Raw genomic sequence first — 24,845 nt, 5'->3', positions numbered from 1 at the left:
GGCGGCCGCGGGGGAGCGGAGTCGGCCCGCAGCGTAGACTCTGCTCCTCGTGAGTCTCACCCTGGGAATTGTCGGCCTGCCGAACGTCGGAAAGTCGACGCTGTTCAACGCGTTGACCAAGAACGATGTGCTCGCCGCGAACTACCCGTTCGCGACCATCGAGCCCAACGTCGGCGTGGTTCCGCTGCCCGACCCGAGACTGAATAAGCTGGCGGAGATCTTCTCCTCCGAGCGGATCGTGCCCGCCACCGTGTCGTTCGTCGACATCGCGGGCATCGTCAAAGGCGCTTCGGAGGGTGCGGGCCTGGGTAACAAGTTCCTCGCCAATATCCGCGAGGCCGACGCCATCTGCCAGGTGGTGCGGGTGTTCGCCGACGACGACGTGGTGCACGTCGACGGCCGCGTCGATCCGAGCGCCGACATCGAGGTGATCGAGACCGAGCTCATCCTCGCCGATTTGCAGACCCTGGAGAAGGCGGTCGTGCGGTTGGAGAAGGAAGCCAAGGTCAAGAAGGACCGCAAGCCGGTCGCCGATGCCGCCAAGGCCGCGCAGGAGATCCTAGACAGCGGCACCACCCTCTTCGCCGCAGCGGACAAGGTGGATACCGAGCTGCTGAAAGAACTCTCGCTGCTCACCACCAAGCCTTTCCTCTACGTCTTCAACGCCGACGAGTCGGTGCTCACCGACGAGGCGAAAGTCGCCGAGCTGAAAGCCTCCGTGGCCCCGGCCGATGCGGTGTTCCTCGATGCCAAAGTGGAAGCCGAGCTCCTGGAACTCGACGAGGAATCCGCCCTCGAACTCCTCGAATCCATCGGCCAGACCGAACCCGGCCTGCACGCCCTGGCCCGCGCCGGCTTCCACACCCTCGGCCTGCAGACCTACCTCACCGCGGGCCCGAAAGAAGCCCGCGCCTGGACCATCCACCAAGGCGACACCGCCCCCAAGGCCGCAGGCGTCATCCACACCGACTTCGAACGCGGCTTCATCAAAGCCGAAGTCGTCGCCTTCGACGACTTGGTCGAGGCGGGTTCGATGGCCGCCGCCAAGGCCGCGGGCAAGGTGCGCATGGAAGGCAAGGACTATGTCATGGCGGACGGGGACGTGGTCGAGTTCCGCAGCGGATTAGCTTCTGCGAAGAAGTAGGCAGCGCACGTATCGCTGCTGGTAAGGACTTTGCTGAGCCCCCATCCGGTGTCGGTTGGGAGATCAGTCGTTTCTCTGGCACCGCACGCTGCGCGGTTCGGTCGGCGCGGTATGGGCAAAATGGTGCGTTCCGTCGGCTCAGGATGCCGCCCAACCGGCGGTTACAGGGCGAGCATGGCGGTCGCGACCTGGTCGGCCGCGGTGTGTCGCAGAGCGGTACCCATGTCGTCGAGGACGAGCAGTCGCGCCCCGGGGATCTCGGCGGCGAGGACCTCGCCGTTGCCGACCGGGAAGAACGGGTCGGCGCGACCGTGCACCACGAGCGTGGGCACGTCGAGTGCACCGAGCCGGCCGCGCCAGCGCGGCGCGCAATCGATCCGGGAGAACACCATTCCGAGCTGATTCGCCTGGTGCACCGCGGGATCGCTCGACGGCGTCCGGTCCCAGATTCGGGCCGCCGTCGCCCGCGCTTCCTCCCGATCGTTGCCCATCGGCTCGGCCCCCTCGGCGGCGAACGCCGCGACAGCGGCCCGGTCGGTCCAGTCCGGCAGCGGGCGGGAGAACAGCGCGGCCATGACCGCGGGGTCGTGGTCGGGCAGGTCCTCGTCGACCGGGCCCGGCGCCACCGGCCGGGTGCCGACGAGGGTCACGGCGGAGAACGCGTCCGGGTGGTCCAGCGCGGCCACCTGAGCGACCATCCCACCGACGCCGACTCCACCGAGATGGGCGGTCCCGGCACCGAGTACCTCCACGAGCGCGGCCGCGTCGGCGGCGAGATCCCGCAGGTTGTAGGCCGGATTCTCCGGGTCGAGGGTCGTCGACGCGCCGGAGTCACGCAGGTCGTAGCGGACCACGCGCCGCCCGCCCGACGCGAGCTGCTCGCACAGCGCGTCGGGCCAGGACAACATCGTTGTGCCGCCGGCCAGCAGGACCAGCGGATCGTCCTCGCGACCGAAGCTCTCGATGCCCAGATCCACACCGTTCGCCCGCACCGAGGTCATGCCCGATCGAAACGGTCTCGTCATGCCTGGACTCCTGTCTGTCGGTATACCCAGAGGTATCGACGGCAGATTCGCCCGAAAGTCATCGGTGTAGCCGGGATTATGTCCACACTCCCGCAATCGCCTCTTGAACTCGGCGGAAGAGGATGTCCTGTCTCGCTGTCGGCCGCGCCCACGCCGGCCGGTTCGGTCAGGGCGGTATGCGGCGCTATCGTGTGCGCTTCGGCGGCGCCGATGGATAGCTTGGTGGAATGGGTGCCGACGAACACGAGCAGCCTCGTACCGCAGCCGCGCTGCGCGCACGACTGCGCCATATCTATTGGATCGGTGGGGGCAGTGGTGCAGGCAAATCGACGATCGCGGGCAATCTCGCCGCCCGGCACGGCTTGCGCGTGTACTCGACCGACGACGCCATGCGCGACCACGCCGCGCGCAGCCCACAGGAGAAATCACCCTGGCTGAGCAGATTCGCGGCGATGAGTATGGATGAACGCTGGGTGGACCGGACACCGGAGACGATGCTCGACACCTTCCACTGGTACCGGGGCGAAGGATTTCATTTCATCGTCGACGACCTGTTGTGTTCGTCCGCCGAAACCGGTGTCATCGCCGAGGGATTCCGCCTGTTGCCGCATCTGGTCGCTCCGCTGCTCACCGAGCGCAGCCACGGCGTGTGGTTGCTTCCCTCACCCGCGTTCCGCCGGGCAGCATTCGATAAACGGGGCTGGGAGATCCCGGCCAAGACCCGTGATCCGGAGCGTGCTGCACGAAATCTGCTCGAACGTGATCGATTGTTCACCAACCGTCTCCGTACGGAGAGCACCCGCATCGGACTTCCCGTCATCGACGTCGACGCCGTATCCGAGGAGGATCTGACCAATAGGGTTGGCCAGGTACTCGGACTCTGAGCCGCGAGTGCCCAAGACACATCCGGAACTCGGCATTACAGGGCGCTGGCTTCGGCGAGATAGATCGACCTCCTGCTTCGCATCCGCATCGGGTAGGACGCCGAGTGCCTACTCCAAGGTTTCGCGAGCTTCGCGGCCTCGGCCGGCAAGGATGAGCGTGTCAGCCCTTTGTCGGGTGCCAATGGATGGGCGGGCGGCGTTCGAGGGGTCGGGTGGGGTATTTGGCCGGGATGTGGCTGAGTGCTTCCTCGGCCATGGCGGTGATGGTGAGGCTGGGGTTGACACCCACGTTGGCCGGCACGGCGGATCCGTCGGTCACCAGGAAGTTGCGGTATCCGAATACTCGGTGATATCGGTCGACGACACCTCGGCTCGGGTCGGCCCCGATCACGGCGCCACCGAGGATATGGGCGGTGGTGGGCGAGCTGATCAGTGATTCGGCGACCGAGCTTTCCGGGTAGCCGTCGATGTGTCGTGCCGCCAGTTCGGTGAATCGGTTCGCGATCGGTAGGTAGCTTGCCGGTCGGCTGTCGGGGTGGTCGATGACGGTGGTCATACCGAAGCCGAACCTTCTGGGGCGCAGTCGAAGCGAGCTGTCGAGGCTTTGCATGACGGTGAAGATGATGGTGCGGCGGGACCAGCCGCGGATGCGGGCTGGGTTCAGCCAGCGGGACGGATGGCGAAGTATCTGTCGCACGAACTGGAGAATCCGTCGTCGGCCGCCGGTGAACGGACCGAATGTCAACGCCAACGCGTCGCCCACCGATGCGTAGGTGTTGTTGGTGACGTGGGTGTGTTCGTCGGGGTGCACGCTCATCGTGATGGTGAGGTCGGTGCTCAGGTCGGCCGAGCGGTCGTGGGCGGTGACCGCGGTGATGGCTTCGCTGTTGGTGCGTACGACGTGCCCAACGCGGTCCGACAGCCGGGGGAGCGCGCCTGTGCCGCGGGCCCTGGTGAGCAGTTCGGTCGTTCCCATCGCTCCGCCGGCGAGCACGACTCCGTGTGCGTGGACGACCTGGCGGTCACGCCGCAGCCAGGTGCCGGAGCGTTCGGTGGTGACGGCGTATCCGTCGGTGCCGTCGGGTGCGCCGAGGGGGCGTATGTCGACAACCGTGCGTTCGGGCCGTACCTCGACTCCGAGCCGTTCAGCGAGGTAGAGGTAGTTCTTGACGAGGCTGTTCTTGGCGCCGTGCCGGCAGCCGAGCAGGCATTCGCCGCAGCGCAGGCACCCTGTGCGTTCGGGTCCGGCGCCGCCGAAGTACGGGTCCGGCACGGTCTTGCCGGGTGTGCCGAGGAAGATCCCGACTCTGGTGTGGTGCGCGGTGTCGGGCACGCCGAGGTCGGCCGCGACCGCGCGCATCATCTGCTCGCTTCGGCCGTCGCTGTGACAGTCCACCACTCCCAGCATGCGTTCGGCGGTGGCGTAGTGCGGGGCGAGTATCGAGCGCCAATCGGCGAGTTCCGCCCACTGTTCGTGCCGGTAGAAGTCGTCGGAGTGGGGAACGTAGAGCGTGCTCGCGTATACCAGCGAGCCTCCGCCGACACCGACTCCGCCGATCACCGATACATGCTTCATCAACCGCACCTGCAGGATCCCGGTGAGGCCGATTCGCGGGGCCCAGAGCATGCGTCCGGCCTGCCAGGCGCTCGTGGCGAAGTCCTCGTCACGATAGCGGCGGCCCTTCTCGAGCACGGTGACCGAGTACCCCTTTTCGGCCAGTCGCAGTGCGGCGACGCTGCCCCCGAAACCGGATCCGATCACGACCCAGTCGCGCATCACCGGGCCTCCCGCCGTAGGAGGAACGGCGAGCCGTCGCGCGGAGTGAACGGCAGGCCGAAAGTGAGTCCCAGCACGGTCCCGTCGGGAAGAGTTCGCAGGTCGTCGACCACCCTGCGCCATGGGAAGGGGGCATCTGGCGGATAGCTCACCACTATGGCCGGCTCGCCGTCGAGGCGGGAGGGACCCACGGTCGCGCTGAGTGGGAGGGTGGTCCGCTCGCCGTGGGGACCGGCGAGGTTGTGTCCCGTCAACCTCGCGCCCTCGGTGCCGGGCCGAAGGTCCTTGCCCCACCAATCCGCCAGGCCGGTGAGCCGGAACGCGAGCGGGGCCAGCGCGCGCACGAGCGCCGGTCCGGCGAGTTCGGCTTCGAGGCGTCCCGACACTTCCGCGAGGTCGGGGCAGGCCGCTGTCCGGAACAGGGCGCGCAGCGCTCGGCTGCTGCGTCGTGCGAGGTCGTTGTCCATGGACTGGAAGTGTGCATACCGCTGACCTGCGAGGTATTGCCCCTCAACGACAGGGATTTACCTTTGCGCGACAGATTCGTCGACGCCGCCCGCGCGGCGTACGGCGCTCGGGGTGGCCCCGAACCATCGCAGGCAGCAGCGCGTCAGCGCCGACTGCTCGCCGAGGCCGACCGCGGCTGTCACGCGCGCGAGGGCCAGATCCGAGTCGATCAAGTGGCGTAGCGTGGCGTCGCGGCGGGCAGCGTCCAGAATCTCGGCGTACGACGTACCCTCTGCCGCGAGGCGGCGCTGCAAAGTTCGTGGATGAATACCGAAAATCGCTGCGACAGCGGACAACTCGATCGCTCCGCTGCCCAGCGCCTGGTCGAGGTAGCCGCGGACCCGGGGTACGTACACCTGATGCGGGTCGGGGTAGCGCGATGTGAGGTAGTCCAGCGCGAGCTGTCTGAGGAGCGGATTCGCCGCCGCCATCGACGATTCCAGCTCTTCGGCCGGCAATCTGAGGGTGGCCGTGGGGCGGTTGAACCGGGCCGGTGCCCCGAAGCATTCCGCGTAGCGCTCGGGTGGGCTGAGCCGGGAGTGGGGAAAGTCCACGCTGATCGGCAGCGACGTCGCGCCGATATCGAGCCGGCCCACCCGATGGGCGACGAGCAGCGCCATTTCGACGACCTGACGCGTGGGCGGGGGTGATCTCAGTGAGTACCGCAACCCGACCACATCCGGGTTTCCGTCCGGATCATCGGTCAAGGTGAACGACACCGCCGGACTGTGCACGAACATGAACCGAGACGCACTCTCGACAGCTTCTCGCAGCGTGGCCGAGTGGAGCATGACCACCGCGAGCGGGCCGAGGATCGAGATATCCTGGTGCTCCGCGACCCGCAACCCGAGGTCGGGGACCTCCAACTCCGTGGATGCGTGTTCCAGCAGCCGCACCAGGCTGCGATGCGAAATGACCGCGTCGTCGGAATCCAGCAGCGTGGAGTCGATCCCCACGCGCGCGAGCAGCGCGGTGAGGTCACCGCCACACTCGCTGACTACACTGCCGAAACCACGCAGCGCCGCAGCCCGGATCGAATCGCTCATTGTCGCGCCAGGATAAATCATCGCGCTTGCCTTCCTCCGCCAGGCGGATCGCGACCGGTTACCGCAGGTACTCCCACCACTCTCACCGTCGAGATCACGCAGCCGTCCGGCATCGCGGTCAGGCAATGACCGCGACTTCGCGCCGCGAGCGGTGGACGCATCTTCTCCTCCGAGATCACCCGGCTCGATGACGTGGTGCTGGGCCGAAAGCGGCATAGAGCTCGGGACATCAGATGACGTTCTGCCCTTGGTTCAACCGGATGGGGAAGACACGCTTGACTCCATGGATGCCGACCCTTCGGGGTCACACATTTCGAGAGGGCAAGAATATGAAACCGTTGTCGGAATCGCTGATGGATCTCGCGGCCCGGGTGAAGCAATTCGAAGAGTCCACCGCTGCGGCGCGGGAGAAGAACCGCGCGATGCTGCAGGCTCGGCGGGAAGAGTTGGGTGCGACCCTCGAGCGTGAGGGAAATGAGTTCGAAAAGACCGCGGGTGAACTGCGGGAGGCTGCGCAGAGTTGGTGGTCGGACACCCACGAAGCCGTCGAACGTCAGATCGATGTGATGCGGGCCGACTTCGAGAAGTGGCAGGCCGACATCAAAGCGCAGCGTGCGGCACGAAAAGTCGAGGGCGGCAAGTCCGCTGAACCGACGAGCAAGGGCTGACAAGCATCGTGACGTGGCCGCCGCGGCGCGTGGCAGGCGCAGCGGTTCCGGTCGAGGGCCCCTACGACGCCGCCGAGAACGTCGAGACCTGTGCGTGCCGAGGCCGCAGATTGATCGGGAGGCCATCGTCGGGCGTGGGGCCGGTACCCCAGGTGAGTGGCACCTGGTAGTCGACGGGAACGCTCCACTCGTAGCGCAGCAGCATCCGGTGCATGATCGACTTCACGGTCATGCCACCGAAATGCAGGCCGATGCACTTGTGCGCGCCGCCACCGAACGGCGACCAGGCATACCGATGAATCCGGTCCTCGCGGCGGTGCTCGGCGAAGCGCTCCGGATCGAACTCGTCCGGGCGGGGCCACCACCGGGCCAATCGCATGGAGGGGTACGCGCCGATGATGATGTCGGTGCCGGCTGGAACGTAGCGACCCAGGATTTCGGTGTCCGCGATCGCCTGACGCATCAACACACCCGCGGGCGCGTACATCCGCAGTGTTTCCTTGAATGCCAGATCCAGCGACGGCAGCCGCTCCAAGTCGTCGTAGTCGAGATGCTCCTTGCCCAGCGCGATCGCTTCCGCGCGCAGCCGCTCCTGCCAGTGCGGATTCTTACCGAGCAGGTAGGTGAGCATGGACAACGTGACGGCGCTGGTGTCGTGTGCCGCCATCAGAACGAAGATCATGTGGTTGACGACGTCGTCGTCGGTGAAGGTGTCCCCGGTGTCGCTCGTGGCGTGGCACAGCACGCTGAACAAGTCGGAGCCGTCGCCGGCGCGTTTGGCGGGCAGCTGGGCGCGGAAGTACTGCTCGAGCAGCGCTCGGCCGTGCAGTCCGCGCGACCAGGTGCCGCCGGGTACCGATGCCCGGATCAACGCCTGCCCGCCGACCACGGTGTGCTCGAAGGCGTGCTCCAGCCGCTTGGCCTCCGGCCCGAGCTTCGCACCCACGAAGACCTCGGTCGCGAGATTGAGCAACATCTGTTTCACGTTGTCGTACAACAGGAATCCCGGCTCCGGGCGCCAGGACCCGAGTTCCCGCTCGATGCCCGGCCGCATCAGGTCGAGGTAGCTGATCAGCCGCGGCCGCGTGAAGGCCTGCTGCATGATGCGCCTGTGGTGCAGGTGCTCATCGAAGTCCAGCAGCATGATGCCGCGCCGGAAGAACGGCCCGATCCAGTACTCCCACCCCCTCTCGCTGGAGAAGACCTTGTCCTTGTTGCTCCAGACGACTTCCAGCGCTGCCGGGCCGAGCACGTTGACCGCCCGGCGGCCGAAGAGGTTCGTCCACGACACTTCGCCGTACTTCTCGAAGGCGTTGCGTCCCCACGCGATCGGATCGCTGTAGACGCGCAGTGAATGTCCGATCAACGGCGGCCCCGCATCTCCCAGCACCGGCAGTAGGTTGCTCCCGGCCGGCGGTTGGGCGAGCGCAGTCGTCCGGGCGGGATAGTGATCCGCCAGGTCGGCGGCGTACCCCTGGAGCCTGCGGCGAATTCCTGCGTGCATGTGGCGTCCTTTCGCGGCGCTGCGAAAATTCGAAGCGATCCGGCTCGCCACAATCTGGTGACGTTCCGTCACCAATTGACTCGCACCGGGTGTGTGTTTGTCAAGATGGAGTCATGACCAGCCCATCGACCTGGGGCGGCCGGACCGTCGAGGCGCGCCGCGCCGCCCGCCGTGAACGGTTGATCGACGCCGCGATCGATGTCTGGGCGGACAGCGGCTGGGCGGCGGTCAGCCTGCGTAGCGTCTGCGCCCGAGCCGGCCTGAACGATCGGTACTTTCGCGAGAGTTTCGCCGATCGGGAAGAACTGCTCGCCGCTGCCTGGGACCACGTGCGGGACGAAACGACTGCCACTCTGGTCGCCGCGATCGGTGACCGGCGCGAATCGCCGCCGCTGGAGGTGCTGCATCGCGCGGTCGAGGCGGTGGTCCTCGGCTTCGCGGAGGATCCCCGTCGCAGCCAGGTTCTCTTCGGTGATCACGCGGGCAGCGCGATACTGGAACGCCGCCGCCACGATCTGGTACTCCTCGCCGCGGACTTGCTCGCGACGGGCCTGGAACCATATCTCCGCGCCGGAGTGGACCGCGAGGAGTTCCATCGCACGGCACTGATGGCCGTCGGCGGATTCGTGGAACTGACCAGCGCCTGGCGGGCGGGCGCCGTCGCGATAGACATTCCGGGTCTCATCGAGCAGACCATCCGTCTCGGCGACATCCTCGCCGGGCACTACCTCGGGGACCACATACGCCCGTGAGCGGAGATGGCCCGAATCAAGGCTCAGTGCGGCCATTCGACCGTCGGACGCGCAGGCTGATGCCGAAAATGCACTCCGCTTCTACCATCTCGCTGCGGCGCCCGCATCGGCGAGATGAACACCTCTACTCTCAGCGCCGGGAATGGGCGTTTCTGCGTTGAGCGATACTCGGCAGTGTCGCAATGGCAGGCCGCGCGTGGCCTGATGAGGGTTGTCAGGCGTGAGGTGATGATGTTGTTCGCAGATCGGCGGCCGACCCGGGTTCGGGTGCTGCGATGAGTCCCGAGCGCTGGGTGGTGAAGCTCGACCCGCCCGCCGGCGTGCGCCCCGGGTTCAAGGAGTTCCTCGCGGCGGTGCAGGAGGGTATTCAGACCTCCGCGGATCTGCTGGCGACCGGTACGCCCTCGCAGGCTCCGGATCTGTTGAAGCTGCTGCGCGACGAGAAGCTCATCACCGGCGACGAGAACAAGTCCGTCATGGCCGATGACTACTCCAGCCGGGTGCGTGAATTCGACACCATCAAAAACGAGATTCACAAGCAGGACGAGAGTGTGGACCTGTCCGCCTACGGCACCTACGACATCTCCAGCGGTGCTTTCGCGGCGGTCAAGCAACACGTCGAAGATCTGCAGGCGGTCCTGCGCGACGTTCCGAAGCCGAGTCCGGGGAAGGAGTTCATAGACCCGGATCTCCAGACGAGGCTGGAGAACGCCGTACTGAAGACGGTCGACAAGGTGAACGACGAGATCGAGAAAGCCAACGACAAAGTCCAGACCCACGCGAACGACATCACCGGCTCCGCCCCGACGTACACCCCGCCGTCCGCGGGCAGCAACGCCATGCCTAGCAACTATGTGCCGAGCAACTACATGCAGCGCAGCTACTCGCCCGGCCCGGGCTTCGTGCCCGCCGCGACGACCGCCGATTACGCCCGCTATCAAGGCAATGTCTCGGTCGACGCCGCCATCGAGCGCGCGCTCGACGCGCTCGGCATCACCGATCCGACGGCCCGCGAGTACTGGAAGCGCGGTTACCAGGTGCTGATCGAACGAGAATCCGGCGGAAACCCCAACGCCGTCAACAACTGGGACAGCAACGCCGCCGCCGGAAAGGCGTCCAGGGGACTTACCCAGACCATTCCAGGCACCTTCCAGGCCTATCACGTGGCCGGAACCTCCAGCAACATTCACGACCCGGTGGCCAATGTCGCCGCCAGCATGAACTATGTCATGGAACGGTACGGTGTCTCACGGGACGGCCACGACCTGCAAGCGAAGGTCCAGCAGGCAGATCCGAACCGTTCGCCGAAAGGCTACTGAGCACGGACTCCGAGCGCGGGTCCGCGTGGCGGCCCGAGTTCTGTGCTGGGCGGTTCGTCCCGCTGCCCGGCGGTGTACTCCATTCGGTCCTGTTTGCTCGTCGGGTCGAACGGATTTCGATGACGGGTTATCTTTTCCGTCTGGGCCGGAACGATCGTCCGGTTCGGCGGAAGTGGTCGACGGCCGAGGCAGCTATGGCGCGCTGCGTCTGGAACACTCGATCGTCGGAAAGGTTCTTTGCTGATGTTCCGTCGTTTCACGACCCACGCGCCCACGGGTGCGCCGCCGGTGGATGACCTGGTGGCCGGTGCGCTGCCGGACCGGGTGCAGATCGCGCATGAGCGGTTGGCCCACCAGGACGATCCGGCGCTGCTGGAAGCATTGTCGGAGCGCGAGCTCGCCGCCTCCCGCGAGTTGGCCGAGCTCGTGCGTGACTACGAACGCCACGAGAAGCGGGCGCGCATCCAGGCGGCCGCCGATGCCGCGGAGCGCGTGCGGCGCACAGCCGCCGAGCTGGCCGAACGGGAGGCTGCCGACCTCCTGCGGGCCGCGCAGGCGATCGGTGAACAGCGCCACAGCAGCAGCCCGCACGCGAAAGTCGCTCGCCTGCACCAGCGCAAGCCGCGGGTGCTGGGGCTGCTCGCCGGTGTGGTCGCGTTCTCGATGCTGTTCTCCGCGGTCACCGTGCAGCAGAACATCGCGCCGACCGGCGGCGCGACGAATCCGATGTTCTGGCTGTCCTACGGTCTGGAAGCCTTGATCAGCGCGGTACTCGTCGCGCTGATGCTGTCCACCGGGGATACCGCCGAGTGGGGGGTGATCGATCGGCTGTGGCAGGTCTATACCGTCGAGGGCGTCTTGCTGACGGCGAGCATCGCGCTGAACACGTTCCCGTACTTCCGGACGGGCGACATGGCCGGGATCGGCATCCACGCGATCGCGCCGATCATGATCGGCGTCGCGCTCGTCACCCACCGGCTCGTCGCCGAGCGATACGGCCGCGCGATCGAGCAAGCGACCGCCGCGGTGCCCGACCACGAGGATCTCCAGGAACGGCTGGCGGCGCTCACTCAGGTCGGCGGAGCCGGAAACCAGATCCTGCCCAGCATTCTCATGGAGCCCGCGGCGACCGTTCACCAACCCGCCACTCCACCACCGCCTGCCTCGGTTCCGGAGGGCGCGGCTGTTGCGGGACAGCACCCCGCCGACGCCACGCGGCACGAACAAGGCTCTCCGGTCGCCGCGGGGCAGCCCGCCGCCGAGATCTCAGCGCCTGCTCCCGCTCCCGAACTCACGGAGCTGTGGCTGGCCACGACGCCGTTTCCCGCGGTCGAACGGTCTCCCGTCGCCGAGGGCGGCGCGCAAGTGCCGGTCGAAGCCACTGCCGACGAAGCCGTGCTGGACGCGCGATTGGCGGCGGCGGTGCGTCAGACGCTCAACCGGATTCGGTTCAGCAAGCCCGGCGAGCAGCCGGTGGAGCATCCCGCCGCTGCCGTGCCCGCACCGAGCGCCGCGGACATCGCGGAGACGGCCGACGAGCACGGCGTGCCGGGAGAGACCGCCGAGGCGCCGTTCGCCGATGATGTGGCGGAGGCGGTTACGGCGCGCGGGGCCGATGGGGCGCACGCCTCGGAGACTGCCGAGACGCACCCCGAATCGAATGTCCGTGCGCTGGAGCCGCTCGACGCGGGCGTGGTCCAGCACTACGCACCCGGTGCGGACGACAACGATCGCCCGGCGCGGATGGAACCGGTCACATCGGTCGTGGCGGCGAACGGGTCACCGATCGCGCACGACGCCGACGACATGTCGGCCGTGACAGCGCCGCGCGCGACCAGCGAACCTCAGCTGACTACCCGATAGTCCGGCTCGTCTTCTCGGAGCTGCGAGCAGCTTCGCCGGGTCCTGGCCGGGTAGCCTGCGGGCAGGCCGGCGTCCTGCGCTTGTTTCCCGGTCGACCCGATGGCGAAATGGACGTAGCGTCGAATTCGTGAAAGTTCCCGCACACCTGCCCACCACCGCGGGCGACCTGCGTTCGGCCGGCTATCTGCCGCGTGGCGTGAAGACCGAGATCCGCGAGAACCTGCTCGCGCTGCTGAGTTCCGGCGGTGACCCCTGGCCCGGCATCGTCGGGTTCGACCGGACGGTAGTGCCGCAGCTGGAACGCGCGCTGCTGGCGGGACACGACGTCGTGCTGCTCGGCGAGCGAGGCCAGGGGAAGACCCGGCTGCTGCGTTCCCTGGTCGGCCTGCTGGACGAATGGACGCCCGTGATCGCAGGCGCCGAGCTGGGCGAACACCCGCTCGACCCGATCAGCCCGGCCGGGCGGCGGCTGGCCGCGGAACTCGGTGACGACCTGCCCGTCGCGTGGCGGCATCGCTCGCAGCGGTACGCCGAGAAACTCGCCACGCCCGACACCTCCGTCGGCGACTTGATCGGTGACGTCGACCCGGTGAAGGTGGCCGAGGGGCGCAGTCTCGGTGATCCCGAGACGATTCACTTCGGTCTCGTCCCCCGCGCGCACCGCGGCATCGTGGCGATCAACGAGCTGCCCGACCTCGCCGAACGCATCCAGGTCGCGCTGCTGAACGTGATGGAGGAACGTGATATCCAGGTCCGCGGCTATACGCTGCGCCTGCCGCTGGACGTATTGCTCGTGGCCACCGCCAACCCGGAGGACTACACGAACCGCGGCCGCATCATCACCCCGCTGAAAGACCGTTTCGGCGCGGAGATCCGCACTCACTACCCGCTCAGCGTCGAGGCCGAGGTGGCGCTGGTGCGCCAGGAGGCCGAGTTGGTGGCCGAGGTTGGCGATCCGCTGATCGAGGTGCTCGCTCGGTTCGTGCGGCAACTGCGCGAGTCGTCCGCGATCGACCAGCGCTCGGGGGTGTCCGCGCGCTTCGCCGTGGCCGCGGCCGAGACGGTGGCAGCGGCGGCGCTGCGCAGGTCGGCGGTGACGGGGGAGAGTCCCGCGGTGGCGCGGCCCGTCGACCTCGAGTCCGTTCCCGCGGTGTTGCGCGGCAAGCTGGAGTTCGAATCCGGGGAGGAGGGGCGTGAACAGGAGCATCTCACCCATTTGCTGCGCCGCTCGTTCTCCGAGACGGCGCGGGCGTTACTCGGCGGCCTGAACCTGCGGCCGCTGGCCGAGGCGGTAGGCGACGGGCATCTGGTCACCACCGGCGAACGCGTCCCCGGTGAGGAAGTCCTCTCGGCGCTCCCCGAACTGCCTGTGCTGCACGAAGTGGCCGGGCGGCTCGGCGTCGACGCGGCCGATCCGCCGCCCCGGATCGCCTCGGCCGTCGAGTTCGCGCTAGAGGCGCTCTACCTGGCCCGGCAGATCGCGAAGGACTCCGACGACGGCTTGGCGGTGTACGGCCGATGACCGCCGTGGTTCCCGGCGAGGCGTCGTGACGACCCCCGACCGCTACTCCTACGGCCCCTATCACGAGGGGCCCGATCCGCTGGCGCCCCCACTGGACCTGCGGGAAGCGCTGGACCGGGTCGGTCGCGACGTCATGGAGGGCAGTTCGCCGCGCAACGCCCTGCAAGAGCTGTTGCGGCGCGGCACCCGCACCATGCCGGGCCTGGAGGAGCTGACGCGCCGGTTGTGGCAGCGCCGCGCGGAGATCGCCAGGAGCCACCGGCTGGACGGCACGTTGCAGCGGGTCCGGGAACTGCTGGAAGAGGCGTTGGAAGCCGAGCGCGGCGCCCTGTTCCCCGACCCCGCCGACGACGCCAGGTTCGCCGAAGCGCAGCTGGACGCGCTGCCGTCGAGCACGGCCGCCGCCGTCACCGAGCTCGCCGAGTACCCCTGGCGGTCGGAGACCGGCCGCGACAACTATCAGAAGATCCGTGACCTGCTCGGCCGTGAGCTGCTGGAATCGCGCTTCCAGGGCATGAAGCAAGCTTTGCAGAACACCACCCCGCAGGACGTCGAGCGGGTCAGGCGGATGATGTCCGACCTGAACGATCTGCTCGCCGCCCATGCCCGGGGTGAGGACACCGAACAGCGGTTCGCCGAGTTCATGGCCGAGCACGGCGAGTTCTTCCCGGAGAATCCGCGCGACACCGAGGAACTGATCGACGCGCTGGCAGCCCGCGCCGCCGCCGCGCAGCGCATGATGAATTCGATGTCCGAGCAGCAGCGCGCGGAGTTGTCCGAGCTGATCGGCCAGGCGTTCGGCGATCCGGGGATCGCCCAGCAGGTCTCCGCGCTGGACGCGCATCTGCGGGCGCTGCGTCCCGGGGAGGACTGGAACTCCGGTCGGCGGTTCCGCGGCGACGACCCGCTCGGCCTCGGCGAAGGCGCGCAGGCCCTGCAGGATCTCGCCGAACTCGACGCGCTCGCCGAGCAACTCGGCCAGTCCTATGCCGGTGCGCGTTTGGAGGACATCGACCTGGACGCGCTGGTCCGCCACCTCGGTGCGGACGCGGGCGTGGATGCCGCCCGGCTGGCCGAACTGGAGCGCGAATTGCGCAGGCAAGGCATCTTCGAGCGGGCGCAGGACGGCTCGCTGCGACTGACGCCCAAGGCTTTGCGCCGGCTCGGTGAGGTGGCGCTGCGTGATGTCGTCGGACGCTTGCGATCCCGTCGCGGTGAACGGGATACCGCCCTGGCGGGCGCCGCGGGTGAGCCGACCGGCGGTTCCCGGGCCTGGCGGTTCGGCGACACCGAGCCGTGGGATGTGTCGCGGACCGTGCGCAATGCCGTGCTGCGGTCGGCGTCGACGGGCAAACGCAGTGTGCGGCTCGACGTTTCCGATGTCGAGATCATGGAGACCGAGCAGCGGTCCAGGGCCGCCGTCGCGCTGTGCGTCGACACGTCCTGGTCGATGGTGCAGGACGGTAGATGGGTGCCGATGAAGCGCACCGCCTTGGCGCTGCACCACCTGATCGGCACCAGGTTCCGCTCCGACGCGCTGAGCGTGATCACCTTCGGCAGGCACGCGACGACCGTGGACATCGGCGAACTGACCGCGTTGGAAGGCGTCTGGGAGCAGGGCACCAATCTGCACCACGCGCTGCTGCTCGCCGCAGGGCACCTACGCAGGCATCCGGACGCGGTGCCGATCGTGCTCGTCGTCACCGACGGCGAGCCGACCGCTCATCTGGAGCCGGACGGCCAGACGTACTTCAATTGGCCGCCCGCGCAGCGCACGCTGGCCGTGACGATGGCTCAGGTCGACGCCTTGGCCAAGCTGGGTGCGTCGGTGACGGTGTTCATGCTCGGAGAGGACCCGCGCCTGGCCGCGTTCGTCGACCTGATGGCCCGCCGCAGCGGCGGCCGCGTGGTGATGCCGGATCTGGACGGTCTCGGCGCCGCCGTGGTGAGCGATTACCTGCGCGGTAAGGCATAAGGCGCAACCAACGCTCCGGACAGGGAGGGCGGCGGGCCCTACACTGAGCGGGTGGCTTTTCCTCGACTCGTCGCAGCGTTGTTCCTCGCCTTGGTGATTCCCCTCGGCCTCGCTGCCTGCACGACGGAAGGCCCTGGTACGAAGACCGATTGCGCCCTGAGCGGCTGCACGGTGACCTTCGCCCGTGGTGTGGACGCCAAAGCGAGCATCCTGGGCATCGAAGCGAAACTCCTCGGTGTGAACGGCAACCTGGTCACCCTGTCGGTGGGGGGTCAGGAGGTCACGGTCCCGGTCGGGGAGACCCGGTCCGCCGACGGAAGCACCGTCGCGGTGCAGGAGGTGACCGACGACAAGGTCGTGGTCAAGATCTCCACCGGCCTCACCGCCGGCTGATTTCGTGCGGTGTAGCCGCCCGGTCCTTCGAGCGTGATCGCCGATCTTGTAATTGCTGCGAGATGACTGCCCGGCGCGCCGGTTCCCCGGGCCCGGCATGCCTCCGTGCGCGGCGCACGGCGGCGGAGGCCGTGCGGTTCCGGTGGCGCCTGCCCGTGCGTGCACAGGTGCAGGCGTGTCGCGTATGTGGCACCGGAGCAGTCGAGCGACCGTATCGAGGATTTATTGTGGCCGGATCGGCGTGTCGAGATCGAAAACCGACGGGTATTGAATACCAATAGGTATTGAATACCGAAAGGTATTTATTCCGCGCTGCCAGGGAAAACGCTTTTTACCGGAAATTTCTCCCCGATTAGCTGTACATCGTGCGGTGCGCGTGTGTAGCGTCTGGAACCCGTAAACCCCTCACATGACAAGTGGTGGCGCGTGATCGGTATCGACGGTTGTCTGAAACGCATCATGGATATTCCCGGTGCGCGCAGTGTGACATTGGTGGACGGTGCGAGCGGTCTGGCGATCGCCGCGGACGGCAGGCACGAGCTGCTGGATGAGCACGAAGATGCCGCCGCCACAACGGATGTGGTGCGTGCGGTGCTCGCCTGCCCGGCTTTGTCGAGCGGCGGCGACGGTGACGACGTCACCGAGATCATCGTCTACGGGACCCGCGGATATCACCTGCTGAACCTGGTGAACGGCGACTTCGACGGACGGCTTTTCGTACACGTGCTGTTCGAAGAGGGCGCCGGGAATCTCGCGATGGCGCGATATCAGCTGCGCGGAATTCTCGATGAAATGGCCGAGGGCACCGATGAGTCCTGAACTCGCGGTCGAATTGCGGCGGCTGGAGAAGGAAGGACGTACGGGCGTGCTGCGCGCGGGCGACGGTGCGTTTCACCTCGCCGAAGGCGCGATTGTTTCCGCCGATTGCCGGCGCACCACGGGATTGGACCGGCTGGTCGTCGAGGCGGGCGTGGCGACCGCCGAGGACTGGCGGCGCGCGGGGGCGGGCGATCCCGGCCGTGTGCTGGGACGGCCGCGGCTGGAAACCCTCGCCATGTTGTCGGTTTTCGATGCCGCCTACTTCTTGCTGGCCTCGCCCGCCGTCCCGGAGTTCCGTCCGGCCCCACCGCACTGGCTGGCCCCGGTCTGCCACATCACGCCACGGGCTCTCGTGCAGGAGTGCGCGCGCCGCGGCGACCCGGAGTCCGGGCCGTGGCCCGCGGACCTGGTCGATCGGGTCCCGGTCGTGCCGGTGCGCCGGGTGCGGCGGCGGCGTCTGGTGCTCACCGGGGGGCAAGCCGAGGTGCTGGCCGCCGCGGACGCGCGGCGCAGTGTCGCGGGGATCGGCCGCGAACTGGGCCGCACCACCTATGGATGCCTGGTCGCGGTGCGGGATCTGACCGCCGCGGGGCTCATCGAGCCGCCCGCCGGAACGTCCGTCCCGGTGGCGGCCCGGCCGGTCGCACCCGAACCGGTGACCGACGAGCCCGGGGCGGTCGCGGCCGTGAGCGCCGAGCCGGGCCGGCTTCCGAGACGCCGTGGGCGGCACTCGGCGCCGATCCCCGTCGCGGAGCGTGCCGAACCGCCGGACCGGGACCTGCTCGTCCGCCTGCAAGCGGCTTTGGAGGAGCTCGCGTGACCGCGCGGAAGAAACTGCTCGGCAATGTGATGGGAAGGTTGACCAAGGTGGCGATGTCCGGACCCGAACCGAACGCGGCGGTGCTGCTGGAGCTGAAGGCCCTGCGCGATCGCGTCCCGCGGCTGACCGGCGCGCTCGTGGCATCCAATGACGGGCTGCTCGTCGCACATGATCTACCTGCGCAGATCGAGCCGAACGGGATGGCCGCGATGGCCGCCTCGCAGCTGTCGCTGTCGCACCGGCTGGCCACCACCGCACACGGCGGCGGGTTCAGCGAGGTGGTCGTGCACGGCACGAGCGGGCACGTGGTCATCTACGCGGCGGGCTGGACTTCGCTGACCGTCCTGGCCGCCCCCGAGGTGAACATCGGCAGGCTGCATCTGGAATCGCGCCCGGCGGCCCGGGCGATCGCCGACTTGCTGACGCCGGTGGCGAGCGACGCACGAAGCGAACAGACAACGAAAACCCACTGAAAGGAAAACTTGTGTCCACTATGGATCTGGCCCTCAAAGACATGATGGTGATCGACGGCGCGATCGGCGCCGCCGTGGTCGACTACAACAGCGGTATGGCGCTGGGCATGCTCGGCAGTTCCAAGTCCCTCGACCTTCAGGTCGCCGGCGCGGGCAACACCGAGGTGGTGCGCGCCAAGATGCGGACCATGGACCAGCTGGGGCTCAAGGAGGACATCGAGGACATCCTCATCACGCTGTCCGGGCAGTACCACATCATCCGGCCGATGACCGGCCGCAAGTCCAAGGGCCTGTTCCTCTACCTGGCCCTGGACCGGGGCCGGGCGAATTTGGCGCTGGCCAGGCACCGCCTGAAGGGCATCGAGGAGGACCTGGAGGTCTGATCGGCGCTCGCCGATTTGACCTGAAGCGTGGTTCAGGTCCGACGCTGTTCTGTGCAACGCACGCGTCGAAGGGAACCACCATGCTCGACCATCCGATTCAGCTCGCCGTGATCGTCGGCAGCACCCGTGCGGGCCGCTTCGGCCCGACCGTCGCCACCTGGTTCGCCAGACACGCCGACCGGCGCGACGACGTCACCGTCGACGTCGTCGATCTGGCCGAAACACCTCTGCCGGAACAGCTTTCCCACCATCCCGGACCCGAGGCGGCGCGGGCGCTGGCAGCGGTGGGCCCCCGGCTGGCCGCGGCGGACGCTTTCGTCGTGGTGACACCCGAGTACAACCACAGCTATCCGGCGTCGGTCAAGAACGCCATCGATTGGCATTACGCCGAATGGCGGGCCAAGCCGGTGGGATTCGTCTCCTATGGCGGGATCTCCGGCGGCTTGCGCGCGGTCGAGCATCTCAGGCAGGTATTCGCCGAACTGCACGCGGTCACCGTGCGCGACACGGTGAGCTTTCACGATGCGGGCAGGCGGTTCGACTCCGCAGGGCAGCCGACTGATCCGGAAATGCCGGTGACAGCCGCCGATCAACTGCTCGGCCAGCTGGTCTGGTGGGGCCGCGCACTACGTTCGGCGCGCGCCGAACATCCCTATACCGCTTGATGTTCGACGCTCCGGTTCGCTCCGCCCGGGTGTGCTCGGGAAATCAGGCGACCAACCGCAGGCTGCGCCACCGCTTCTTCCCCCACCGGCGTAACCCGGGACTGACGATCAGCGCAGGCAGGAGCAGGGCAAACCCGATCAGAGTCAGGTAGAACACGAGTTCGCCCACGATCTGGACAACGGTAGGCAGGGCGAAGGGAATGGACAGCACTCCCAGAGCAATCGCGAGCGGGTAGGCGCCCGCCTGGGCCGCGGTGACGGCGGCGAAGACGAGTCCGCCCGCGAGCAGCAGACCGACCAGTGCGACCAGGTAGTTGTCCCACCACGCGGTGTTCGTCGCCCGATGTGGCTCTCGCATGCGGGAGTCTAACGCCGTGATCCCAGGGAGGGAGGCCAATCGTGGGCATCCGGTGTGATCGGCGGTGGCGTGGCCGCACGAGGTTTGCCGTCACGGGTGTTGAGCCATGCCCCGGCGAACATCAGGGCGGCCCCGAGGGCTTGGACGGGCGCGATGGATTCGCCGAGGAGCAGCCACGCGCAGGCCAGACCGAAGGCGGGGACGAGGAACATGGCGGAGGCAGCGGTCGCCGGGCCGACCTCGCCGACGGCGCGATAGTAGAGAACGTAGGCGAGCGCGGTCGGCAGCACGCCGAGATATGCCTGATTGAGCCAGAATTCGGCACCGAGTTCGGACCACGCCACCCCGGGCAGGCGCGGCGCGGCGACCACGCCGAGCGCCAAAGCGCCGATGGCCGTGGCGTATACGGTCACCGTGGGGGCGGCCAGCCGGGCGAGCACCGGGGCGCCGAGCATGGTGTAGCACGCCCAGCACGCGGCCGCACCGAGGAAGACGAGATCACCGAGCAGGCGATCACCACCGCCGGAGGGGATCCCGGCGAAGAAGACGACACCGCCGCCGACCGCGACGGCGAGCCCGAGGGCGCGGGCCGCGGTCGGCCGCGTGCGAGTCAGCACGGCCGTGACGGCGACAGTGATCACCGGCGCCGCCATCGGCACGATCACGCTGCCGTCCGCGGCGGGCGCCAGAGCCAGTGCCAGGAAGAACAGCACGTTGTAGCCGAAGACGCCGATCAGCCCGAGCACCGCCACCCGTCCCGAGTCCCGCACCGCGAGCCTGGGCAGGCGCAGAGCGGCGAGCAGGACGAGCGCGCCGAGGAAGAAGCGGATAAACCCCGCCACCTCGTGCGGCACTTCCCGGATCGCGAGTTTCGAGGACGCGAACGCGCTTCCCCACAACGCCATGACCACAACGAGCAACAGTCGGATACGCACGACCCGATCCTGCTGAGGCGCGGCCTCGCGGTCTTGAACGCTGGTGCGCGCGCACAATGAGAGGGTGGCCGAGGGTGAGTGGGTGCGGTACCGGCGAATGCCGAACCGCCCGGTGGAGGTGATGCACGCGCACTTCGAGCGGCACGTCTACCACGCGCACAGCCACGAGACCTATTCGTTCGGATTCACCGAGTTCGGCGCGCAGAGCTTCGATTGCCGCGGCGCGGCGCGGACCAGCGCGGCGGGCATGGTGATGGCCTTCAACCCGGACGAGCCGCACAACGGCCACAGCACGACCGATGCGGGCTTCACCTACTCCATCGTGCACATCGGCACCGAGCTGGTCACCGATCTGCTCTCCGATCACGCGGGCCGTCCGGCCGGGCTGCCGCTGTTCGCCGAGCCCGTGCTCCGTGATCCGGTGCTCACCTCGGCGCTACGCCGCCTCTGCGCGAGCTTGACCGGCCCGGCCACCGAACTCGCCGCCGACGAGGCGCTGGCGGCTTCGGTGGCGGCGCTGGTACAGCGAGGGGCGCGCCGTCCGCTCGGTCGCTCCACGGCCCAGCCGGGCGCCGCGATCGCCCGCCGCGTCCGCGCCCTGCTCGACGACCGGTATCTCGACCCGCTGTCCATGGACGACCTGGTCGAGGCGAGCGGCGCCAGCCGTTTCGCGCTGTACCGCGCCTTTCGCGCGAATTACGGTCTCGCGCCGAGTGATTACCAGCGTCTGCTGCGGCTGCGCGCGGCTCGCCGGTTGATCGCGGCGGGCCGCCCGGTCGCCGAAGCGGCGATCGCGGCCGGTTTCGCCGACCAGGCGCATCTCACCCGCTGGTTCCGCCGTTGCTACGGCATCACCCCCGGCGTCTACTCCGCCGCATGACCGTTCGTCACGCCAGCTCGGGCGGGCGTGGCCAGGGATTGTGCTCTTTGTCCTCGACCGACTGGTTGAAGCGCGCGATGAGCTTGCTGAGTTGATCGATGTCGGCCTCGGTCCAGTCGGCCACCACGGCACCGATGCCTTGGCGGCTCTGCACGCGGTCGGAGGCCAGTGACTCCAGTCCTTTCGGGCTGGCGCGGATCTTGCGGGCGATGCCCCCGTCGGGGTCGGGCACCCGGTCGACCAACCCTTGTCTGAGCATCGCCGCGACCTGCCGGTTGATCGTGGAAATGTCCAACCGGAACGCTTCGGACAGCTCGCGCAGACTCAGCGGGTGGTCCAGTTCCAGCCTGGTCAAGATCAGATACGCCGAGCGGTCGAGCTGGAAGCCGGGGCGCCGTAGCAGCGCGGCGGGAAAGTGCCTGGACAGTAGCGAGAGCTCGTAGGCGAGGCGGCTCAGCGCTGCGTCGTCGCCGGGACCGGAATCGGACATGCCCCACTATGTCGCGAGGATCACGTCGATGCCAAATTGTGCACCATACACACCATATGTACCGTGCATACGTGACAGTAACCGCCGACGCGTCTTCGACCGTCTCTGATTCCAGCGACCGGCGTCCCGCGCCGGCCTTGCTCATCGCGACGCTCGGCATGGTCGGTGTCGTCGTCTCGCTCATGCAGACGCTGGTCATCCCGATCATTCCGGCACTGCCCACGCTGCTGAACACCTCCGCGTCCAACGCCTCCTGGGTCGTCACGGCCACGCTGCTGGCGGGCGCGGTGGCGACGCCGATCAGCGGACGTCTCGGCGACATGTTCGGCAAGCGCCGCATCCTGTTCGCGAACCTGCTTCTGCTGGTGGCCGGTTCGGTGGTCTGCGCGTCGTTCTCCACGTTGCTGCCCGAGATCGTCGGCCGCTCGCTGCAAGGTGCGGCGGTCGGCGCCATTCCGCTGGGCATCAGCATCATGCGGGACGAATTGCCCGCCGAGCGGGTGGGTTCCGCGATGGCGATCATGAGCGCCACGCTCGGCGTCGGCGGCGCGATCGGCCTGCCGGTCGCGGCGGCCATCGCGCAGAACGCGGACTGGCACGTGCTGTTCTGGACTTCCGCCGCGCTCGGCGTCGTCTGCGCCGCCTTGGTTTTCGTGTTGGTGCCGGAGTCGCCGGTGCGCACGCCCGCCCGATTCGACTTCGGCGGTGCGCTCGGGTTGTCGGCGGCGCTGCTCGCGTTGCTCATCGCGATCACCAAAGGCGCGGACTGGGGTTGGGCCAGCGCCCCGATCCTGGTCCTGTTCGCGGTGTCCCTGGTGGTGTTCCTCGGTTGGGGCGTCTTCGAACTGCGGCAGCGTTCACCGCTGGTGGACCTGCGGGTCTCGGCGCGGCCGCGGGTGCTGTTCACCAACGCGGCCTCGATCGCCGTCGGATTCGCGCTCTACGGCATGTCGCTGACCTTCCCGCAACTGCTGATGGCGCCGGAGCAGACCGGATACGGTTTCGGGCTGTCCATGATCAGCGCCGGATTGGCGCTGGCGCCGACCGGTTTCGTGATGATGCTGCTGTCGCCGGTGTCGGCCCGGCTGTCGGCGAGCCGTGGTCCCAAGGTCACTCTCGCGCTCGGATCGGCGGTGATCGCGGTCGGCTACCTGTGCGCGGTGGTGTTGATGAACAGCGTCTGGGAGATCATGCTCGCCGCGGTGATCGTCGCAGGCGGCGTCGGCCTGGCGTACGCGGCGATGCCCGCGCTGATCATGGGCGCGGTGCCGATCACCGAGACCGCGGCGGCCAACGGCCTGAACTCGCTGATGCGCTCGATCGGCACCTCGACCTCCGCGGCGGTGATGAGCGTGGTGCTGGCGCACATGACCCTGCAGCTGGGCCCGCACCTGCTGCCCTCGCGCGACGGATTCCACACCACCTTCCTCATCGCGATGGTGGCGGCGCTGGTCGCGATCGGCCTGACCGCGTTGATCCCGATGCGGAAGACCACCGACGCGGCGACCACCATCGGGCATTCCTGACGACTGTCGTGCCGGCGGTATCGATCCGGGTTCAGCCGGGTCGGTACCCGCATCGGTGACTGCGGGTCCGTGCGGGGGAAGCGGCTGCACGCGAGTCGCGACTGCGGCGGTAGCCGGATCGCCGAGTGCGAATCGGAATGCACTCAGGAGTCGGCGACGGACTCGGTGTACCGGCGGCCGAGGGTGCGAATATGGGCGACCAGCTCCGGTGGCCCGTCGACGCGGAAATCCATCATCAGCATGGACAGGTAGATCGCGATGGTCTCCAGCGCGTCCGCGCCGGTGTAGAGCACACAGGTGTCCGCGTCCACGGCCTCGACCACGCCGACGGCGGGATTGATGCGGGCGATGACCGTCTCGGCGGGCGCGAGCACGGTGACCCGTGCCTGCACCTTCCATCCGGTGGTTGCGACGTGCCGCATGACGAAGGCGACCAGATCGTCATCCGGAAGCGAGCGTGCGGCGAAGCGGCGGGAACCGCCCTCGGCGTGGCTGATCCGGGCCACCGGGATGGCGCGCCAGGTGTGGTCTTCCAGGCTGTAGGCGACCAGATACCAGCGGCGCTGCCAGTTGATCAGCCGGTACGGCTCCACCTCGATCGACGCTTCGGTCCGGGCTTCGGCGATCCGGACTGTCGCGCCGTCGCGGATGGCGCCGGCCAGGGTGGTGAGCACGGCGGCGGGAACCGGCGCGTCCGGCTCGCGCGATCCGGTCGTGGCCGGGCCGATCGCCGTCGCCTCACGCAACGCGGAGACCTTGCGCTGCAAGCGTTTCGGCAGGATCTGATCCAGTTTGCCCAGAGCTTTGGTGACGTGCTCGGCGATGTCCGCGATGCCGGTGGAGCCGTCCTCGGCGAGTCCGACCGCGACGGCGACGGCCACCGCTTCGTCATCGTCCAGCAGCAAAGGCGGCATGGTCGCGCCGCGGCCGAGCCGGTAGCCGCCGATCGCGCCGCGTTCGGCGTGCACCGGGTAGCCCAGCTCGCGCAGGCGCTGAATGTCGTGCCGCAGGGTGCGATCGGTGACGCCGAGACGCTCGGCCAGCTCGCGTCCGGTGTGCGCGCGGTCCTGGAGCAACGCGAGCAGCCGCAGCAGTCGCGGAGTGGTGGACGCCACAT

General features: G+C 68.1%; 25 protein-coding genes. 16 read left to right on the top strand and 9 right to left on the bottom strand.

Features of this window, described 5'->3' with window-relative positions; genetic code table 11:
- Positions 1–49: 49 nt before the first annotated feature.
- Positions 50–1,144 (top strand): redox-regulated ATPase YchF, encoded by a 1,095-nt coding sequence (gene ychF / locus NA8_RS15820; RefSeq protein ID WP_063051149.1) that lies wholly within the window; start codon positions 50–52, stop codon positions 1,142–1,144.
- A 161-nt stretch (positions 1,145–1,305) separates the two neighbouring features.
- Here the strand turns inward: ychF and NA8_RS15815 are convergent, their stop codons facing one another.
- Positions 1,306–2,169 carry an alpha/beta fold hydrolase gene (locus tag NA8_RS15815; protein ID WP_245663854.1) on the bottom strand — a complete coding sequence of 288 codons (864 nt, stop codon included), beginning with the start codon at positions 2,167–2,169 and terminating at the stop codon, positions 1,306–1,308.
- A 227-nt stretch (positions 2,170–2,396) separates the two neighbouring features.
- On the opposite strand from NA8_RS15815, the gene NA8_RS15810 reads away from it, so the two are divergent.
- On the top strand, positions 2,397–3,053 hold the full coding sequence (locus tag NA8_RS15810; protein ID WP_063051147.1) for an AAA family ATPase: 657 nt from the start codon (positions 2,397–2,399) through the stop codon (positions 3,051–3,053).
- A gap of 160 nt (positions 3,054–3,213) precedes the next feature.
- Here NA8_RS15810 and NA8_RS15805 read toward each other — a convergent pair whose 3' ends face one another.
- The 3 genes from NA8_RS15805 to NA8_RS15795 are packed head-to-tail and all read right to left on the bottom strand — an operon-like array spanning position 3,214 to position 6,383.
- Entirely contained in the window at positions 3,214–4,830 is a 1,617-nt protein-coding gene (locus tag NA8_RS15805) for an FAD-dependent oxidoreductase (RefSeq protein WP_084466832.1), read from the bottom strand.
- Complete coding sequence (locus tag NA8_RS15800) at positions 4,830–5,297, bottom strand: hypothetical protein (RefSeq protein ID WP_063051146.1); 468 nt, start codon at positions 5,295–5,297, stop codon at positions 4,830–4,832. The genes NA8_RS15805 and NA8_RS15800 overlap by 1 nt, the downstream gene beginning before the upstream one ends.
- Positions 5,298–5,354: 57 nt before the next feature.
- On the bottom strand, positions 5,355–6,383 hold the full coding sequence (locus NA8_RS15795) for an AraC family transcriptional regulator (protein ID WP_063051145.1): 1,029 nt from the start codon (positions 6,381–6,383) through the stop codon (positions 5,355–5,357).
- Positions 6,384–6,721: 338 nt separating this feature from the next.
- Between NA8_RS15795 and NA8_RS15790 the strand changes: the two genes are divergently transcribed.
- Positions 6,722–7,051, top strand: coding sequence for a hypothetical protein (locus NA8_RS15790; RefSeq protein WP_157106726.1), 330 nt, complete (start codon positions 6,722–6,724; stop codon positions 7,049–7,051).
- Positions 7,052–7,112: 61 nt separating this feature from the next.
- Here the strand turns inward: NA8_RS15790 and NA8_RS15785 are convergent, their stop codons facing one another.
- Positions 7,113–8,555, bottom strand: coding sequence for a cytochrome P450 (locus tag NA8_RS15785; RefSeq protein ID WP_063051143.1), 1,443 nt, complete (start codon positions 8,553–8,555; stop codon positions 7,113–7,115).
- A gap of 113 nt (positions 8,556–8,668) precedes the next feature.
- Here NA8_RS15785 and NA8_RS15780 point away from each other — a divergent pair, with 113 nt between their 5' ends.
- From NA8_RS15780 to NA8_RS15730, 11 genes are all read left to right on the top strand, one after another.
- Positions 8,669–9,307: a TetR/AcrR family transcriptional regulator gene (locus NA8_RS15780; RefSeq protein WP_063051142.1), complete on the top strand. Its 639-nt coding sequence runs from the start codon at positions 8,669–8,671 to the stop codon at positions 9,305–9,307.
- Between the two features lie 275 nt (positions 9,308–9,582).
- Positions 9,583–10,626 carry a transglycosylase SLT domain-containing protein gene (locus NA8_RS35125; RefSeq protein ID WP_063051141.1) on the top strand — a complete coding sequence of 348 codons (1,044 nt, stop codon included), beginning with the start codon at positions 9,583–9,585 and terminating at the stop codon, positions 10,624–10,626.
- Positions 10,627–10,869: 243 nt separating this feature from the next.
- Positions 10,870–12,489: a hypothetical protein gene (locus NA8_RS34550; RefSeq protein WP_063051140.1), complete on the top strand. Its 1,620-nt coding sequence runs from the start codon at positions 10,870–10,872 to the stop codon at positions 12,487–12,489.
- A 127-nt stretch (positions 12,490–12,616) separates the two neighbouring features.
- The gene (locus tag NA8_RS15765; RefSeq protein ID WP_063051139.1) at positions 12,617–14,011 is read left to right on the top strand and encodes an ATP-binding protein; all 1,395 of its coding nucleotides are present in this window, start codon (positions 12,617–12,619) and stop codon (positions 14,009–14,011) included.
- A gap of 25 nt (positions 14,012–14,036) precedes the next feature.
- On the top strand, positions 14,037–15,986 hold the full coding sequence (locus NA8_RS15760) for a vWA domain-containing protein (protein ID WP_063051138.1): 1,950 nt from the start codon (positions 14,037–14,039) through the stop codon (positions 15,984–15,986).
- Positions 15,987–16,037: 51 nt separating this feature from the next.
- Complete coding sequence (locus tag NA8_RS15755) at positions 16,038–16,379, top strand: hypothetical protein (RefSeq protein ID WP_157106725.1); 342 nt, start codon at positions 16,038–16,040, stop codon at positions 16,377–16,379.
- A 459-nt stretch (positions 16,380–16,838) separates the two neighbouring features.
- Positions 16,839–17,198 carry a hypothetical protein gene (locus NA8_RS15750; protein ID WP_245663853.1) on the top strand — a complete coding sequence of 120 codons (360 nt, stop codon included), beginning with the start codon at positions 16,839–16,841 and terminating at the stop codon, positions 17,196–17,198.
- Positions 17,188–18,018 (top strand): hypothetical protein, encoded by an 831-nt coding sequence (locus NA8_RS15745; RefSeq protein ID WP_084466830.1) that lies wholly within the window; start codon positions 17,188–17,190, stop codon positions 18,016–18,018. Before NA8_RS15750 ends, NA8_RS15745 begins: the two co-directional genes overlap by 11 nt.
- A complete protein-coding gene (locus tag NA8_RS15740; RefSeq protein WP_245663852.1) occupies positions 18,015–18,491 on the top strand; it encodes a roadblock/LC7 domain-containing protein in 477 nt (158 codons plus the stop codon). The genes NA8_RS15745 and NA8_RS15740 overlap by 4 nt, the downstream gene beginning before the upstream one ends.
- Before the next feature lie 11 nt (positions 18,492–18,502).
- Positions 18,503–18,874 (top strand): hypothetical protein, encoded by a 372-nt coding sequence (locus NA8_RS15735; protein ID WP_174550088.1) that lies wholly within the window; start codon positions 18,503–18,505, stop codon positions 18,872–18,874.
- Positions 18,875–18,954: 80 nt separating this feature from the next.
- Positions 18,955–19,539, top strand: coding sequence for an NADPH-dependent FMN reductase (locus tag NA8_RS15730; RefSeq protein WP_063051134.1), 585 nt, complete (start codon positions 18,955–18,957; stop codon positions 19,537–19,539).
- Positions 19,540–19,582: 43 nt separating this feature from the next.
- Here the strand turns inward: NA8_RS15730 and NA8_RS15725 are convergent, their stop codons facing one another.
- Entirely contained in the window at positions 19,583–19,897 is a 315-nt protein-coding gene (locus NA8_RS15725) for a hypothetical protein (RefSeq protein ID WP_063051133.1), read from the bottom strand.
- Positions 19,898–19,905: 8 nt separating this feature from the next.
- Complete coding sequence (locus NA8_RS15720) at positions 19,906–20,832, bottom strand: DMT family transporter (RefSeq protein WP_157106724.1); 927 nt, start codon at positions 20,830–20,832, stop codon at positions 19,906–19,908.
- 64 nt (positions 20,833–20,896) lie between these two features.
- Here NA8_RS15720 and NA8_RS15715 point away from each other — a divergent pair, with 64 nt between their 5' ends.
- On the top strand, positions 20,897–21,712 hold the full coding sequence (locus tag NA8_RS15715; protein WP_218019465.1) for an AraC family transcriptional regulator: 816 nt from the start codon (positions 20,897–20,899) through the stop codon (positions 21,710–21,712).
- A gap of 7 nt (positions 21,713–21,719) precedes the next feature.
- Here the strand turns inward: NA8_RS15715 and NA8_RS15710 are convergent, their stop codons facing one another.
- The gene (locus NA8_RS15710; RefSeq protein WP_063051131.1) at positions 21,720–22,202 is read right to left on the bottom strand and encodes a MarR family winged helix-turn-helix transcriptional regulator; all 483 of its coding nucleotides are present in this window, start codon (positions 22,200–22,202) and stop codon (positions 21,720–21,722) included.
- Positions 22,203–22,273: 71 nt separating this feature from the next.
- On the opposite strand from NA8_RS15710, the gene NA8_RS15705 reads away from it, so the two are divergent.
- Positions 22,274–23,728 (top strand): MFS transporter, encoded by a 1,455-nt coding sequence (locus NA8_RS15705; RefSeq protein WP_245663851.1) that lies wholly within the window; start codon positions 22,274–22,276, stop codon positions 23,726–23,728.
- Positions 23,729–23,871: 143 nt separating this feature from the next.
- Here NA8_RS15705 and NA8_RS15700 read toward each other — a convergent pair whose 3' ends face one another.
- The gene (locus NA8_RS15700; protein ID WP_063051129.1) at positions 23,872–24,843 is read right to left on the bottom strand and encodes a helix-turn-helix transcriptional regulator; all 972 of its coding nucleotides are present in this window, start codon (positions 24,841–24,843) and stop codon (positions 23,872–23,874) included.
- Between the last annotated feature and the right edge of the window lie 2 nt (positions 24,844–24,845).

Origin of the sequence: Nocardia arthritidis NBRC 100137 (assembly GCF_001612765.1) — a bacterium.
Taxonomy (GTDB): Bacteria; Actinomycetota; Actinomycetes; order Mycobacteriales; family Mycobacteriaceae; genus Nocardia; species Nocardia arthritidis.
Note: the sequence above shows the minus strand (reverse complement) of the source record. Positions and strands in the feature narration are given on the sequence as shown.

Excerpts from the sequence above, each read along its gene's own strand:
- NA8_RS15730 (WP_063051134.1), top strand. The coding sequence starts at position 18,955 with ATGCTCGACCATCCGATTCAGCTCGCCGTGATCGTCGGCAGCACCCGT.
- NA8_RS15810 (WP_063051147.1), top strand. The coding sequence starts at position 2,397 with ATGGGTGCCGACGAACACGAGCAGCCTCGTACCGCAGCCGCGCTGCGC.
- NA8_RS35125 (WP_063051141.1), top strand. The coding sequence starts at position 9,583 with ATGAGTCCCGAGCGCTGGGTGGTGAAGCTCGACCCGCCCGCCGGCGTG.
- NA8_RS15725 (WP_063051133.1), bottom strand. The coding sequence starts at position 19,897 with ATGCGAGAGCCACATCGGGCGACGAACACCGCGTGGTGGGACAACTAC.
- NA8_RS15815 (WP_245663854.1), bottom strand. The coding sequence starts at position 2,169 with ATGACGAGACCGTTTCGATCGGGCATGACCTCGGTGCGGGCGAACGGT.
- NA8_RS15795 (WP_063051145.1), bottom strand. The coding sequence starts at position 6,383 with ATGAGCGATTCGATCCGGGCTGCGGCGCTGCGTGGTTTCGGCAGTGTA.
- NA8_RS15710 (WP_063051131.1), bottom strand. The coding sequence starts at position 22,202 with ATGTCCGATTCCGGTCCCGGCGACGACGCAGCGCTGAGCCGCCTCGCC.
- NA8_RS15805 (WP_084466832.1), bottom strand. The coding sequence starts at position 4,830 with ATGCGCGACTGGGTCGTGATCGGATCCGGTTTCGGGGGCAGCGTCGCC.
- NA8_RS15800 (WP_063051146.1), bottom strand. The coding sequence starts at position 5,297 with ATGGACAACGACCTCGCACGACGCAGCAGCCGAGCGCTGCGCGCCCTG.
- NA8_RS15785 (WP_063051143.1), bottom strand. The coding sequence starts at position 8,555 with ATGCACGCAGGAATTCGCCGCAGGCTCCAGGGGTACGCCGCCGACCTG.
- NA8_RS15750 (WP_245663853.1), top strand. The coding sequence starts at position 16,839 with ATGGATATTCCCGGTGCGCGCAGTGTGACATTGGTGGACGGTGCGAGC.
- NA8_RS34550 (WP_063051140.1), top strand. The coding sequence starts at position 10,870 with ATGTTCCGTCGTTTCACGACCCACGCGCCCACGGGTGCGCCGCCGGTG.
- NA8_RS15745 (WP_084466830.1), top strand. The coding sequence starts at position 17,188 with ATGAGTCCTGAACTCGCGGTCGAATTGCGGCGGCTGGAGAAGGAAGGA.
- NA8_RS15780 (WP_063051142.1), top strand. The coding sequence starts at position 8,669 with ATGACCAGCCCATCGACCTGGGGCGGCCGGACCGTCGAGGCGCGCCGC.